Source organism: Propionicimonas sp. (assembly GCF_034927565.1).
In the GTDB taxonomy this organism is placed as follows: Bacteria; Actinomycetota; Actinomycetes; order Propionibacteriales; family Propionibacteriaceae; genus Propionicimonas.
Genome location: NZ_JAYFPT010000062.1, coordinates 1 through 14,868 on the forward strand (window position 1 = coordinate 1; position 14,868 = coordinate 14,868).

General features: G+C 69.1%; 12 protein-coding genes. 5 read left to right on the forward strand and 7 right to left on the reverse strand.

The features are described 5' to 3' along the window. The 5 genes from VB080_RS11755 to VB080_RS11775 all read right to left on the reverse strand — a co-directional run. Positions 1–1,646, reverse strand: a 1,646-nt coding sequence (locus VB080_RS11755; RefSeq protein WP_323418641.1) for a S8/S53 family peptidase, incomplete at its 3' end; no start/stop codon positions are given. Between the two features lie 45 nt (positions 1,647–1,691). Beyond that, positions 1,692–2,156 carry a hypothetical protein gene (locus tag VB080_RS11760; RefSeq protein WP_323418642.1) on the reverse strand — a complete coding sequence of 155 codons (465 nt, stop codon included), beginning with the start codon at positions 2,154–2,156 and terminating at the stop codon, positions 1,692–1,694. Then, positions 2,146–2,784, reverse strand: a complete 639-nt coding sequence (locus VB080_RS11765) for a sigma-70 family RNA polymerase sigma factor (protein ID WP_323418643.1) — start codon at positions 2,782–2,784, stop codon at positions 2,146–2,148. Before VB080_RS11765 ends, VB080_RS11760 begins: the two co-directional genes overlap by 11 nt. A 192-nt stretch (positions 2,785–2,976) precedes the next feature. Continuing rightward, positions 2,977–3,897 carry a pseudouridine-5'-phosphate glycosidase gene (locus VB080_RS11770; protein ID WP_323418644.1) on the reverse strand — a complete coding sequence of 307 codons (921 nt, stop codon included), beginning with the start codon at positions 3,895–3,897 and terminating at the stop codon, positions 2,977–2,979. Next, on the reverse strand, positions 3,894–4,835 hold the full coding sequence (locus tag VB080_RS11775) for a carbohydrate kinase family protein (protein WP_323418645.1): 942 nt from the start codon (positions 4,833–4,835) through the stop codon (positions 3,894–3,896). Before VB080_RS11775 ends, VB080_RS11770 begins: the two co-directional genes overlap by 4 nt. A gap of 116 nt (positions 4,836–4,951) precedes the next feature. Between VB080_RS11775 and VB080_RS11780 the strand changes: the two genes are divergently transcribed. Then, the gene (locus VB080_RS11780; protein ID WP_323418646.1) at positions 4,952–5,440 is read left to right on the forward strand and encodes a DUF2087 domain-containing protein; all 489 of its coding nucleotides are present in this window, start codon (positions 4,952–4,954) and stop codon (positions 5,438–5,440) included. 22 nt (positions 5,441–5,462) lie between these two features. On the opposite strand, the gene VB080_RS11785 is transcribed toward VB080_RS11780, so the two are convergent. Next, positions 5,463–6,152, reverse strand: a complete 690-nt coding sequence (locus VB080_RS11785; RefSeq protein WP_323418647.1) for an HAD family phosphatase — start codon at positions 6,150–6,152, stop codon at positions 5,463–5,465. A gap of 195 nt (positions 6,153–6,347) precedes the next feature. Here VB080_RS11785 and VB080_RS11790 point away from each other — a divergent pair, with 195 nt between their 5' ends. The 4 genes from VB080_RS11790 (at position 6,348) to VB080_RS11805 (ending at position 11,939) form a co-directional block, all read left to right on the forward strand. After that, complete coding sequence (locus VB080_RS11790) at positions 6,348–7,670, forward strand: hypothetical protein (protein WP_323418648.1); 1,323 nt, start codon at positions 6,348–6,350, stop codon at positions 7,668–7,670. Positions 7,671–7,807: 137 nt separating this feature from the next. Further along, positions 7,808–9,640 carry an iron ABC transporter permease gene (locus tag VB080_RS11795; RefSeq protein WP_323418649.1) on the forward strand — a complete coding sequence of 611 codons (1,833 nt, stop codon included), beginning with the start codon at positions 7,808–7,810 and terminating at the stop codon, positions 9,638–9,640. A 2-nt stretch (positions 9,641–9,642) separates the two neighbouring features. Next, on the forward strand, positions 9,643–11,292 hold the full coding sequence (locus tag VB080_RS11800) for an ATP-binding cassette domain-containing protein (protein ID WP_323418650.1): 1,650 nt from the start codon (positions 9,643–9,645) through the stop codon (positions 11,290–11,292). Then, positions 11,289–11,939 (forward strand): YesL family protein, encoded by a 651-nt coding sequence (locus tag VB080_RS11805; protein WP_323418651.1) that lies wholly within the window; start codon positions 11,289–11,291, stop codon positions 11,937–11,939. The genes VB080_RS11800 and VB080_RS11805 overlap by 4 nt, the downstream gene beginning before the upstream one ends. 221 nt (positions 11,940–12,160) lie before the next feature. On the opposite strand, the gene VB080_RS11810 is transcribed toward VB080_RS11805, so the two are convergent. Next, the gene (locus VB080_RS11810; RefSeq protein WP_323418652.1) at positions 12,161–14,767 is read right to left on the reverse strand and encodes a GH36-type glycosyl hydrolase domain-containing protein; all 2,607 of its coding nucleotides are present in this window, start codon (positions 14,765–14,767) and stop codon (positions 12,161–12,163) included. Positions 14,768–14,868 lie beyond the last annotated feature (101 nt).

A 14,868-nucleotide genomic window follows, 5' to 3' on the forward strand; every position in this document is an offset into this window, starting at 1 on the left:
GTGGCGTCGTCGGCATGGTCCCCGGCGATCAGCGGCGTGCTGAGTTCGGCGGCAACGGCGCCGGCGACCACCGGTGCCGCGAACGACGTCCCGCTCCAGATTGCGAACCCGCCGCGGTAGTCGTCGGGATCCTGGGTCTCCCGGCGAAGCTGGTAGGCATCGTCGCGGGCGGTGGCCTGCAGCCCGCCCTGGAAGGCCGGGCTGGTGCTGATCACCGAGGCGCCGATCGCCCAGGTTTTCACCCAGGGCCCGACATTGGAGAACAACGCCGCCGCGTGGCCGCCGGGGTTGAGCGCACCCACCGAGAGGTGGTCGGCGTAGCCTGCCGGGTCTGGCGTGAGCCCGTTGTCGGCCCCCGGCCACGGCCACAGCGAGGCCGGGAAGGTGGGACGGTCGGTGGCATCGTTGCCTGCCGAGCACACCACCGTGCAGCCCAGTGCCCGCAGGGCTGCCAGCAGCAGGTACAGGCCGAGGCTGTAGGCGCCGTCCTGCGGCGTCTCGTGGTAGTAGCTCAGCGACAGGTTCAGCACGTCGATCGGCCGTCCACCCCGGCGGCGGGCGCGGTACCGGGCCAGCAGCACGCCCAGGTCCTCGATGATCGCCAGCAGGGTGCTCTCCTCCACCACTCCGAGCGCATCCGCCGCCCGGATCGCGAGCACGTCCGCATCGGGCGCCAGCTGGCGCACCAGGCCGGCGATGAAGGTGCCGTGCCCGGCGACCGGGTCGAGTTGGCCGTCCAGCGGGCCGTAGAGATCGGGGTGAAGCTCGGGGTTCGCCGGCCCGCTCAGCCCGACCGGCCGTCCGTCCAGGGTGACGTGGCGGTCGACGATCGCGGGGGGCAGCCAGTCGTGCTTCCCGCAGCCGGTGTCGAGGATGGCCACGACCGGACGGCGGCCCCTGACCGCCTTGTCGCTGCAGCGCACCGGCGCCGGCCCCAGCCAGGCTACCGGCGTCCGTCCCCCCGACCCCGGCAGGCAGTACTCGTCGGCCGGATTGCTGGAGGTGAAGGGGTTGGAATGGGTGTACGGGTTGGAGTGCGTGTAGGGGTTGGAGTGGGTGTACGGGTTGGAATGGGTGAAGGGATTGGTGTGCGTGAAGGCGTTCAGCCCCACCGGATCGATTGACACGATGTGCTCCAGGCCCACCCCGGGCAGCAGATCGGCACGCTCCAGCCGTGGCTGCTCGACCTGGTCGGGGTCGGTGCCCTCCGCGCGCAACCGGGCGAGGTACCGCAGCCGGCGGGCGCGCTGAAGCACCCGCCAGGCGTCCGGCGGAGCGGGAGACTCCTGCCCGGCCTGGTCTGACGAGGTGATCCGCAGCCGGATGGTGACCGGGGCCTGTGGGAAGCGGGGCTCCGGATAGTGGTTCTCGGTGGGCAGCGGGGTGCCGTCCAGCAGTTGAGGGCTGATCCGCCAGCCGAAGGCCGCCGCCGCTTCCTCGAGAACCTGATAGGGGTCATCCTCGCCCTGGAGGCTCTCGGTCAGCAGCAGCCGGTCGGGGACGTAGGCGGTCGGGAAGACCTCCAGCCCGTCCAGCGGCTCGTTGAGCGGGTTGAGCGTCGCCCCGACCGGGATCGACCCCTTGGCACGATCCTGCCAGGTCCATCCCCGAAGCTGGGGCACGTCCTCGTTCCCGGTGCCTGTCATCGTTCCCTCTCTCCCGACCACGCCCCGGCACCGTCGCCGGGGACGCTAGACCTCGAACTGTGGCGTCTCGAAATCGCGCAGCGAGCCGTCCGGCCGGCGGACCACCAGCCGGAGCCGTGCGACCCCTCGTGGCAGCGTCTCGAAAGCGAACCTGCCGGAGTCGTTGGCGACCGCCTGCCAGGATCTGTCGTTCTGGCTGAGCCGGATCTCCAGCGGGGTGGAGTCCACCCAGCCGTCAACCCTGCGGCGGTCGCGGGTCGCGGCCGCCACGTGCAGCAGGACGTTGGTCACACCGTCGCTGAACTGCAGGGTGGAGGTGTCGGCCTCGCCGCGGACGGCGCCCAGTTGGGCGTCCTCGACCAGGGCGAGCACCTCCCACTCGCGGGTGAAGTCCGCCATGGCGACACTGGCCACCATCCGGTCGGCGAGGTCGTCGGGCGCCGGGTCGGCGTCCAGCCACAGCAGCCGGAGATTCTCCATCAGCAGTTCGTCGTCGAGGTCACCAGCCATCGGGCTCCCCCTCGGCGAGCAGCGTTTTCAGCTTGGCCAGGCAGCGCTGCCGGGTGGGCCCAATGCTGCCGACCGGCATCTCCAGGTCGGTGGCCAGGCGGGCGTAGTCGGGACGGTCCTCGAAGGCGACCACGCGCAACAGGCGCTGGCAACGTTCGGTGAGCTGGTTGACCGCCGTCCACAGCTGCGTGGCGGTGCTGGTCTGCCCCGCCACCTGTTCGGCGGACGGGCTGGTCGCCAGGTGCGGCTCCAGGTGTTCGGTCTCGGAGACGTCGGCGCGGCGCTGCAGCCTGCCGACCCGCCAGGCCTCTCGCCGGGCGGTGGTGATGAGCCAACTGGAGACGGCCTGCGGCTCGGTGATGGCGTCTCGGCTGTGGACCAGCGCGAGCCAGGTGGACTGCACCACGTCCTCGGCCAGTTCGCGATCCAGACCATAGGATCGCGCCACCTGCCACAGCGTGGGGGTGAGCAGCCGGACGAGGTCGTCGACCGCCCGGGAGTCGCCGCCCTGCCAGCGCCGGAAGAGGGCAGCGGCAAGCTCCCACCGGGTGGCGTCGACCGGCGCGGCGGGAAGATCGGACAGGCCCGCGGGATCGTGTTCCGGGCGCGACCGATCGGGGGCGCTCATGGCGACCATTGTGCTCACAACTACCAAGAGCACGGCAAGCGTCTTCTGATACACGATCCGGAAAACATCGACCGGTGTCGTTGTGGTAGGGCGCCACGAGGTGGAGGCGTCGCCGTCCGCCGGCCGCCGCGAACTCCCGGTGCGCGTTCGGCGGGGACGGTTCCGGCGAACCGGCCGCGGTGCGTGGCCGATTCAGAGGGCGGCGTAGGCGACCGCGATCGCGGCGCCGAGGCGGGCGTTGTTCTTCACCAGGGCGATGTTGGCGCGCAGCGAGTCGCCACCGGAGAGCTCGACGATCCGGCCCAGCAGGTAGGGGGTGATCGCCGCGCCGGTGATGCCGAGCTGGTCGGCCTCGGCCACCGCCTTCGCGATCAGTACGCCGATCTGCTCCTCGGGGATCTCGTCCGCCTGCGGGATCGGGTTGGCGATCACCATGCCGCCGGCCAGGCCGAGCTCCCACTTGGCCTTCATCGCCCGGGCCACCTCGTCGGGGGTGTCCAGCCGCAGCGGGGAGTCGAAGCCGGAGGAGCGGGAGTAGAAGGACGGGAAGTCGTCCGAGCCCACGCTCACCACGGGGACGCCGAGGGTCTCCAGCACCTCCAGGGTGCGGCCGATGTCCAGCAGCGACTTCACGCCGGCGCTCACCACCCCGACGTCGGTCAGCCCGAGTTCCATCAGGTCGGCCGAGATGTCCATGCTGACCTCGGCGCCGCGGTGCACGCCGCCGAGCCCGCCGGTGACGAATACCCGGATGCCGGCCAGCGCGGCCAGCCGCATCGTCGAGGCGACGGTGGTGGCGCCGTGCTCGCCGCGGGCGATCACATACGGCAGATCGCGGATGCTCACCTTGCGGACGTGCTCGTCGGAACCCAGCAGATCCAGTTCGTCGTCGTCCAGCCCTACTCGGGGGATGCCGTGCAGGACGGCGATGGTCGCCGGGACGGCACCGCCCTCGCGGATGATGTCCTCGACCTCGCGGGCGGTCTGCACGTTCTTCGGGTACGGCATGCCGTGGCTGATGATGGTGGATTCCAGTGCCACCACGGGGCGGCCGTCGGCCAGCGCCTGGCGGACCTCGTCGGCGAGCTTGAGCATCGGGTGCGGTGTGGTCATCGGGTGACTCCTGTGGTGAGGGACTCGGCCACGGCCGTGGCCAGATCGGGACGGACGGTGTGCCGGCTGGCCACCGTGAGAGCTGCCACCCGGTGCCCGAGGCGGGCGGCGGAGGTCACGTCCGCCCCGGTGAGCAGGCCGTGGACGAAGCCCGCGGTCAGCGCGTCGCCAGCGCCGGTGACGTCCACCACCTCGGTGGGGCCGGCCTGCAACAAGGTGACCTCGCCGTCGGTGCTGAGCAGGCTGCCTGCGACGCCGCGGCTCACCCAGACGTTGGCGATCCCCCGGTCGTGCAGCAGCCGGGTGGCGGCGATCAGCTCGTCGAGGGTGCCGACGGGCCGGCCGGCGAGGGCGGCAAGTTCGTCGGTGTTGGGCGTGGTGGCGAAGATCGGGACCGCCGGCTGCACCAGGTGGGCGAGCCGGGCGGCCTTGGCAACGCTGACCGGTTCGAAGACCACCCGGACGCCGGCATCGGTGGCGGTCCGGAGCACCCAGGCGAACACCTCGGCAGACAGGTTCGCGTCCACCACCACGACAGCAGCATCGGCGATCAGCTCGCGCGAACCGGCCAGGCCTGCGGTGGTCAGCGCGTCGGTGGCGGCGAAATCGGAGACCGCGACGACCAGTTCGCCGTCGTGGTCGAGCAGGGCGAGGTAGCTCCCGGTCGGATGGGGGACCAGAACCAGGTGCCCGACACCAATTCCGGCCGTGCGCGCCTGCTGGGCCAGGGCGTTGCCGGCGGAGTCCTCCCCGACAGCTGCCACCAGGTGGACCGGACTGCCCAGCCGGGCGATCCCCTCGGCGATGTTGCGGCCCACCCCGCCCGGGGTCTGGGTGACGGTGCCGGGGTTGGAGGTCTGCATCCGCACCGGCGCGGCGCTGCGGGCCTTCACGTCCATTGCCGCGCCGCCGACGACGACTGCGTAGGGCTCGGGCACGCCTCCCACGGTACCGCGTCCGGCCGGACGTCCGCCTCCGGGAGCGCTGGCCGACGCGTACCGGCGACGCATGGCGCGGGGGTGCGAGTCGACGGGCGCGTCCCTAGGCTGAACCTATGGAGTGGCGCACGGTGATCGCGATGCTGGCCAACCCGGACACCCGGCGGGCCCTTGCCCGGGTGGTCGCCGAGACCGAGGCGACGCCGTCCGGGCAGCAGGCGCAGCGTGGACTGGCGCGGTTGGCCGAGGCCGGGCTGGTGCGGGACGGGGTGGTGGACGTCGATGCGTTGCGTGCCCTGCTGCAGGAGAACGCCCGGCCGCGGCCGGAGGGTGCCGAGCGGTTCCTCTCACCGTCCGGACGGCTGATCGGGCTACCGTCCCGGCCGGGTGATCGGCAGGAACTGCTGCGGCTGATTGCCACGCGGGTGCTGGTGGTGGGCGAGGTGGTCACCGAGAAAGAACTGGGTGAGCGGCTGGCGGCCTTCGACGACGACGTGGCCACATTGCGGCGCCTGCTGGTCGAGGCCGAGCTGCTGGAACGCACCCCCACCGGCACCGAGTACGCGCTGGTGGTTGAGGACGGCAGCACGCCGTCGGGCAGCTGAGGGCGGACGGACCGGCAGCCGGTCAGCGGGAGGCGAACGCTTCGCGGTAGATCCGGCCGAGTTCGGCGATGTCCAGCCCCTCGAGGGAGGGACGGATCACCTGGCCGGGATGCGGGGTGAGCCGGGCGACGCTCGGTACAGCCAGCACCGCGGCCCCGGCTCGTCGGCCGGATTCGGCGCCGGCGTCGGAGTCCTCGATCACCAGGCAGTCCGCGGCCGCCACGCCCAGTCGGGACGCGGCCAGCAGGTAGCCCTCGGGGTCGGGCTTGTCCCGGGTGAGCTGGTCGCCGGTGACCACGGCGGCGAACCAGGTCTGCGGCAACCGGTCCAGCCCGGGCTGCACGACGTGCTGCGGGCTGGCGGTGTGCAGGGCGCAGCGGATCCCCGCGTCCGCCAGCCGGTCCATCAGCGCAGCCACGCCCGGACGGGGAGTCACGCCCTCGGCCCGCACCCGTTCGGCCACGCCGTGGGCGCGCAGTTGCTCGACGGCGGCAGGGGTGAGAGCGGGGTCGCCGATTGCCTCGGCCAGCAGGGTACTGGCCTCGGCGCCGCCAAGGCCGATCGCGGCGTGGGCCTGCCCGGTGGTCCAGGTCCCGCCGTGCCGGGCGACGAGTTCCTGTTCGACCTCGATCCAGATCGGCTGGGTGTCGACCAGGGTGCCGTCGTAGTCCCACAGCACGGCGCGGGGGAGGGGCAGTTCGTCTGGCGTCACCCGCCAAAGTCTGCCAGTCGATCGGACCGGGTTTGTTACCGGTCGATCACGAATGGTGACAGTGTTGTCACCTTTGGAATTGCCGCAGCCAGCCGGTCTTAGGCTCGCCGCAACACCACCAGGCAGACATGGCTGTTCGCCGCCGGCGAGTTGCCCCCTGAGACCGCGGTGTTCGTGACGAGGAGGTCCCCACAGATGACGAGAACCCGCTTCCTGGGCTCGCTGGCAGTCGTTGCCAGCCTTGCCCTGCTCGCCGGTTGTGGCGGCGGGTCGGAACCCGCTGCCAACGACGAGGCTTCGAAGGCCACCCAGGCCCTGATCACCCAGGCCGAGGGGATGAGCAGCGAAGAACTGTTCAAGAAGGCGATCGAGGAGTCCAAGGGCAAGACGATGTACGGCATCGGCAACTCCAGCCGGGGTGCCGCCGCTGCCACCGAGTTCATCGCCGCCCTGCAGCAGATCGACCCGAGCTACAACGGCCAGATCGAGTGGTCGCAGCCGAAGAACAACTCGATCTTCACCACCCTCAACGCCGACATCAACTCGTCCACCCATACCTACTCGATGACGCTGATCCAGGACGGCAACCAGATCCAGTCCAAGATGATCAACACCGGCGCCCTGCTCAACTTCATCCCCAAGGAGTGGAAGGAGGCCCAGGGGGTCAACGTCGAGGCCGACGGCACGCCGTTGTCGCTCCAGACCATCTCCAAGGTCTTCATGGTGAACAACCTGGGCAGCAAGACCTACACCAACGTGTGGCAGTTCGTGGCACCGGGCGAGAGCCCGCTGTTCATGGGTGTGAACTCCGAGCCGGTGGGCAAGAACTTCCTGTACATGCTCACCCAGGACAAGTACTCGACCCTGCTCAAGACCGCCTTCGACGCGCTCCCGGCCGACCAGCAGTCCGCCTTCCAGCCGACCATCGAGGAGATGGCCAAGGAGGCCGAGAGCCTGGGCATCACCGGCGACAACGCCAAGTACGGCCTGGCCTGGGTGAAGCTGTTCGCGCAGCAGTACAACGAACAGACCGACGACGGCCCGATCGCCAACCAGTTGGTGACCACCTCGGCTGCCGGCCAGACCGGTCTGCTGGTCTACTCCAAGCTGCGCTCGATCGAGGAGTCTGCGTCGTCCTCGAACAAGAACGTCGACATTGCCGCCTATACCGACGGCTACGCCGGCTTCGGCGGCTACGGCTACAAGCACTACCTGATGATCCCCAAGACCAGCCCGCTGCCGTGGACCGGGATGGCCTTCAACGCCTTCATGGCCACCACCAAGGAAGGCTTCAACGCCTGGGGCAAGGACATCGGCGGCTGGTCGTCCAACCCGAACATCAACCAGGACCACACCGCTGACGGCGGCACCGAGTTCCCGGCACTGAACGACAAGGGTCACGACTGGTGGATCTCCGACGACGGCGGACGCCTGGTGCTGGAGGATCCGAAGTACGCCTCCGAGGTCGCTCCCGTGCTGGGCGACTGGATCGACATGATCGTCGGCGGCAAGAAGTAGCCGACTGATCCAGCGGTGAGGGGGCCGGTCTCCGGTCCCCTCACCAGCGGGCGCCGGGCAGGTGCCCGCCAGGCCGTCCGTCCCGCTGCCACGGCGGGGACGGGGCCGACCACCAACTTCGCCAGGAAGGAGCCACTGTGAGCACGGTGCAGGCAGCCGTCGCGGGTCCCGCGCCCGGCGGGTTCTCCGTCCGGCTTCGCAGGCTGACCACCTACTTCTCCAAGCCGTGGAACGCGGTACTGCTGGTTCTGGGCATCGTCTTGACCATCTCGACGCTGGCCCCGCTGGCAATGATCCTGCTCGACACGGTCACCGTGCACGCCGGCTCGGTGGACGACCCGACCGGCGCCGGCGGCGGGTTCACCCTGCTGAACTGGCAGGATCTGTTCGGCGGCCGGCTGGTGATGGTCAACTTCGTCACGCCGCTGGTCAACACCGTGGTGATGGCGATCATCGCCTGCGCCGGGGCCATCCTCTACGGCGGCTTCTTCGCCTACCTGGTGACCCGGACGAACCTGGCCTTCAAGAAGTACCTGTCGGCGATCTTCATCTTCCCCTACATCATGCCGCAGTGGACGCTGGCGGTGGTCTGGGACAACCTGTTCACCTCCCGGGAGATCTCCGGCGGCTCGGACGGCCTGCTGGCCTACGTCTTCGGCATCCACACCCCGAGCTGGCTGGCGGAGGGCATCGTCCCGTCCGGGCTGGTGCTCGCCATGCACTACGCGCCGTTCGCCTACATCCTGATCGGTGCGATCTTCCGCAACATGGACGCCAACCTGGAAGAGGCGGCGACCATCCTGAACACCCCGCGCTGGAAGACCTTCACCCGGATCACGTTGCCGATGGTGACCCCCGCGGTGCTGTCGACCACCCTGCTGGTCTTCTCCTCTGCGATGGGCTCCTACCCGGTGCCGCACTACCTGCGGCTGACCACCCTGGCCACCAAGTACGTCCAGATGAACGTCAACCGGCAGGGGCAGGCGTCCATCCTGGCGGTCACCATGATGCTGTTCGGCATCGCGCTGATGGTGGCCAACCAGCTGAGCACGTCCAGCCGCCGCAGCTACACCACCGTGACCGGCAAGTCGGGCCAGTCCAGCCGGGTCAACCTGGGGGCGGTCGGCAGCCGGGTGATCGCGGTGATCTTCCTGCTGACAACGCTGTTCACCTCCATCTACCCGATCCTGGCGTTCGCCTTCGAGACCTTCTTGCCCAACCCGGGCGACTACAGCTTCCTCAAGACCGGCGACCCGTCGAATCTGACCACCAAGTGGTGGCTGACCACCGACAACAACGACGGGGCGATGTTCGGCCAGTACGGCATCCTGTTCAACTCCTTGATCTGGGGAGCTGTCGGACGGACGCTGATCGTGGCGGTGTTCACCGCCCTGTGTGCCGGCACGATCGGTCTGCTGGTCGGCTACAGCGTGGCGAAGAACCGGCGCAGCAGGTGGGCCAACTGGGTCAACAACATGGCCTTCCTGCCCTACCTGATGCCGTCCCTGGCGGTGGGCGTCGCCTTCTTCATCTTCGGGTCGAACCTGGGCATCTTCAACACCCTGCTGCTGCTGGTGATCGCCGGCACCGTGAAGTACATCCCGTTCGCCTCCCGGGCCGCACTGAACTCGATGCTGCAACTCTCCGGCGAGATCGAGGAGTCGGCGATCATCCAGAACATCCCGTGGTGGAAGCGGATGGTGCGGATCATCATCCCGATCCAGAAATCGGCGATCATCTCGGGCTACATGCTGCCGTTCATGAGCACGCTGCGGGAGTTGACGTTGTTCATGCTGCTGGTCTCCCAGACGCAGATCGTCACCACGATGCTCGACTACTTCGACGAGATGGGGCTGTACGCCTTCTCGTCGGCGATCAACCTGATCCTGATCGTGATCATCCTGATCTTCAACTCACTGGTCAACAAACTCACCGGCGCCAGCCTGGACAAGGGTCTTGGAGGGAACTGAACATGCCCACTATCGAACTGAGCCATGTCACCAAGCGCTGGGGCGGCTTCTACGGTGTCGACGACCTGTCGCTGGTGATCGACGACAATGCCTTCGTCACCTTGCTGGGGCCGTCCGGCTGTGGCAAGACGACGACCTTGCGGATGATTGCCGGCCTGGAGACCCCGACCAGCGGACGGATCACGATCGGCGACCAGGTGGTCTTCGACTCCGCCCGCGGGATCGACGTCCCGGCGAACAAGCGCCGGGTGGGCTTCCTGTTCCAGAACTACGCACTGTGGCCGAACATGACGATCTACAAGAACATCGCCTTCGGTCTGGCCAATATCAACGAGGAACTGCCGGTCATCGACGACGAGGCGGTGAAGGCGGCCGGCATGGTGCGTGCCACCGCCCGGCCGTCCGAGCTGCGGGACGCGATCGCCGACTGCAAGGACGTCAAGGGCGTGCTGGACGTGGCCAAGGCGCGGATCCGGTTGATCGACAACTACCAGATCTCGCTGTCCTCGGCGAAGGAGTTGCTCGGGCTCGGCCTGCACACCGCCTCCGACCCGGCGGCGGCCGTCCAGGCCACCACGGCCAGGTACGCGGCCCAGCTGGAGGCCGCTCGGGCGCGACACCAGGCGGCCGGTGAGCAGCTCAACACCCGCTTCGAGGTGACCGATGCGAACGGGACGGTGAAGACCGTCAAGCGGAAGCTGAGCGCCGAGGAGATCGACCTGCGGGTCCGCCGGGTGGCCCGGATCGTCAAGATCGGGCCGTTCATGGACCGCTACCCCAGCGAACTCTCCGGCGGCCAGCAGCAGCGGGTGGCGATCGCCCGCACCCTCGCCCCCGAGCCGACGGTGCTGTTCATGGACGAGCCGCTGTCCAATCTGGACGCCAAGCTCCGGCTGGAGATGCGTTCGGAGCTGCAGCGGCTGCACATCGAGACCGGCTCGACCTTCGTCTACGTCACCCACGACCAGGGCGAGGCGATGACCCTGGCCACCCGGATCTGCCTGCTCGACAATGCCGTGCTGCAGCAGTACGACCAGCCGTTGGACGTCTACAACAAGCCGGCGAACCTGTTCGTGGCCGACTTCGTCGGCAACCCGTCGATCAACTTCATCGATGCCCAGGGTGCCCAGCGTCCTGACGGCAGCGTCGGCCTGGCCGCCTTCGACGGCCACCAGCTGACCTTCCGGCCCCGGCAGCCGGTGGATCTGGCGCAGTGGTTCGCCGACGAGGCCGGGCGCGACGAGGAGTTGGCCCGGGCCGAGCAGCAGAAGCTCGCCCAGCCCCGCGCGGTCGAGAAGGAGAACAAGGAGTCCAACTTCCACTACCACGTGGCGCTGGTCACCGAACCCGAGGACACCGGCGACGACGTGGCCTGGACCGACCGGGACTTCGTCGTGGGGGTGCGGCCGGAGTTCCTGGAGATCCGGGACGGCGGTGCCTTCGAGGCTGAGGTGTACTCGTCGATGCCGACCGGCATGGAGACCACGGTGCGGGTGCGGATCGGCAACTACTTGCTCACCGGCGTGATCTTCGGCGGCGCGATCTACGCCATCGGGCAGAAGGTGCGGGTTGATCTCGACGGCGATGCGCTGATGCTGTTCTCGCGCAAGAATGGGCGCATGATCGCCCAGGGATCGCTGACCGCGGGGTGACTGCTCCGCGTCCCGGCCAGCCTCCGCACGAGGATCTGACCGACAAGGTCTTCCGGGTGGGGGGCGAGCTTGCCTACATCTGCCTGCTGTCGGCACTGTGGTTGCTGCTGGCGTGGCCGATTGTCACGCTGCCGGCTGCCACCGTCGGGGTGTACGCCACGCTGGTCGCTCATCTCGAGGACGGCAGCCGCGAGTACGTCCGTCCGTTCTGGGACGCCTTCCGGGCCAGTTTCCGGATGGTGACGCTGCCGGGCCTGCTCCTGGTCGCCGTGGCGGGCCTGGCCGGCTTCAACAGTTACTACTACCTGGTGGTGCAGGAGCGGACGGCCGTCACGATCGCGCTGGCTGTCGTCCAGATGCTGCTTGCGGCGGTGGCGATCGCGCTGGCCAGCTACCTGTTCGGCCTGGCCGGACGGTTCCACGTCCGCGGCGCAGGCGGACGCCCACCCGGGCTGCGGCAGGCCGCCACGTCCGCGGCGGCGGCACCCGGCTGGAGCCTGCTGATCATCGCGGTCACCGCCGGCGTGCCGGCGGTGCTGGCCTGGCTGAGCCTGTGGCAGTTCGCCCCGTTCGTGATCGGCACCGTCTGCTACGCCAACACCCGCCTCCTGCTGCGCGCCCTCGGGGAGGCCGAATCTCGGCGGTGACGCCGCGCGCCTGCCATCGCGCCGAGCGCTCGACCCTCGGGAGTGGCGCTCGGCGCGATGGCAGGCGGTCAGTGCTCGAAGGGTGGCGTTCGATGGGGGACGGGCGCGGGCGGACGTCCGACGCGCCGGCGGTCAGGGTGGGGCGAAGGGTCGGCAGTGCGCCCCACCTTCACTCTCGAGAGGACGACACCAACGAGGGTTGCGAGGCCTGCCGAGGCAGCTCAGCTCGCGACAGCGGTTCCGAGGGTGACCACCACGTGGTGGCATCCACCCGGGGCGGGCAGTGGCAGCCGGGCCACCAGGCGGTCGCGCTGTGGGTCGGGTTGCGGAGCGACGGGGACGCCGTCCAGTTCGACCGAGGCAACACCGGCGGCCACGCCGGCAAGGTTGCGGATCTCGATCTCGTACGTCGCGCCGCGCCACTGCCGGGTGGCGGTGAACCCGTCCCAGTCGGACGGGATGCACGGGTCGATCACCAGGGAGTCGAAGCCGGGGCGGATGCCGAGGATGTACTTCGTCGCGGCGGTGTACATCCAGCCGGCGGTGCCGGTCAGCCAGGGGTTCTGGGCCTTGCCGTAGTACTCGTGGTCGCGGCCGTAGAGGAACTGGGCATAGACGTACGGCTCGGCGCCGCGCACCTCGATGTTGTCGTTCTGGCGCGACGGGGCCAGCGCGTCGTAGTAGGCCATTGCCTGGGCTCCCCGTCCGAGGATGGTCTCGGCGATGATCGGCCAGGCGTTCGGGTGGCTGAAGATCGAGCCGTTCTCCTTGACGCCGGGGTAGACCCGGGTGACGTAGCCGATGGTGTCGTCGACAGTGGTGTAGCTGGGCCAGCACAGGTGGGTGCCATACGGGCTGGCCAGGTGCTCGGCGACGGCATCCATCGCGCGGGTGCCACGGTCGGCCGGCGCCATCCCCGAGATCACCGCCCAGGGCATGTGCTCCAGGAAGATCCTTCCCTCCGGGCTGGCCGCCGAGCCGATCTTCACTCCGTCTCGGGTGTAGCCGCGGAGGTACCAGTCGCCGTCCCACAGTTCGCGGTTGGTGTCCTGGGCCAGCTTCGCGATGATCTCCTGCAGCCGGGCGAGTTCCTTCGTCCAGTCCGGGACGGCAGAACCGCCCCCGTGTCCCGCCTTCGCCCGATGCTCGACCAGTTCGGCCAGGGCCTGGGCCGCCCAGGCGTGCAGGAAGCTCACCAGCGAGGTCTGCCCGCCGCCGAGGTTGAGGCAGTCGTTCCAGTCGGCCCGCAGGCCCTTGGCGATGCCGTTGTCCCCGACCTGTTCGGCGGTGAACTCGATCGCCCGGCGCAGGTGTTCGTACACGGTGGCCGGGGCGGCGTCGAACCGTCCGGCGGCGTCGGCGCCCATCACCTCCGCCCGCTCGGCAAGGCTCAGCTCCGAGTCGGCGAACGGGATCACCTGGTCGAGGAAGGCCAGGTCACCGGTCTCTTTCAGGTACTCCATCACCGACGGCACCAGCCACAGGTGGTCGTCGGAGCAGGCGTCGGCCAGTCCGTGGACGAGGTCGCCGGCCTTGCCGGGCACGACCGTCGGCAGTTTGACCCCCACCGGGATGTCGGGACGCTGGCTCTCGGCAAACAGCAGCGGGTCGAACAGGTGCAGCCCGTAGCCCCACGACATCTGCCCGTGCAGCAGTTCCTCCATGCGTTGCCGGACCTTGCCGGGGTTGGTGTGGACGACGCTCATGATGTCCTGGGCGGTGTCGCGATAGCCCAGGCCCACCCGTCCGCCGACCTCCACGAAGGAGGCGAACCGCGACCACACCACGCAGGTCTCGGCCTGCAGCAGGGTCCAGCTGTTCAGCAGGGTGTTCATCGCCTCGGACGGGGTTCGCAGGGTGAACACCGACTTTTTGGCCTGCCAATACCGGGCCAATTCCTCAATGGCCTCGTCGACCGCCGCTGCAGTTGCGTAGCGGTCGCGCAGCGCAGCGCCGGCCGTCCGGTTCCCGTAGCCGAGCAGATAGCTGAACCGGGCGGTCTGACCCGGGGCGAGGGTGAGCTTGTGCTGCAGGGCGCCACAGTGGTTGCCGGTCGTCCCCTGGCTGCCCGAGCAGGCGCCGCGTTCGACGGCAAGCGGGTTGGTCTCGGTGCGGTAGGGGCCGATGAAACAGTCGCGCAGGGTGTCGAAGCCGTCGGGTTCGCGGGTGGCGGTGAAGTAGTGGTACGTCCACGGCTCGTAGTAGAAGTCGTACTCGACAATGCCGTCGGCGTAGTCCGAGCCGGAGGCGTAGAGCGACATCTGGAAGTTCTCGTTGTCGATCTGCACCGAGTGGTAGCTGAACTCGACGTAGCCGAACAGGCTCAGCGTGCGGGGCACGGCGGAGGTGTTGGTGACCGTCACGTCCCACAGTTCGACGTCGTCGTTCACCGGGACGAAGATCCGCTGGCTGGCCTCGATGCCGCGGTAGCTCGACTCGAAGACCGAGTAGCTCAGCCCGTGGCGGGTGCGATAGACGGCGTCGGCGTCGGTCGCGCTGGTCGGGGCCAGGGCGTCCCCGGGGGCGGGGTCGCCCTCCGGGGCTCGCAGCTTCTTGCCCACCGGTTGCCAGGACGCCGACCAGTAGTCGCCGTCGGCGTCGTCGCGCAGGTACAGGTAGTGGCCGGGACGGTCCAGCGGGACGCCGTTGGGACGGAACCGGGTCACCCGTCCGGTCTGGCTGGAACGGTAGAAGGAGTAGCCGCCGGCGTTCTGGTTGATGACCGTGCACCAGTCCTTCACGCCCAGATAGTTGATCCAGGACGCGGGCACATCCACCCGGTCGATCACGTACTCGTCGTGGTCGGTGTCGAAGTAGCCGTAGCGCATGCGGTCCTTCCTTGTCGTTCATTGGGGCCGGGCCAGGGAACCGTCCCGCGGTCCCGCGGCGACGGGTTGGGCCGGGGAACCGTCCCCCGTCCCAGCGGAGA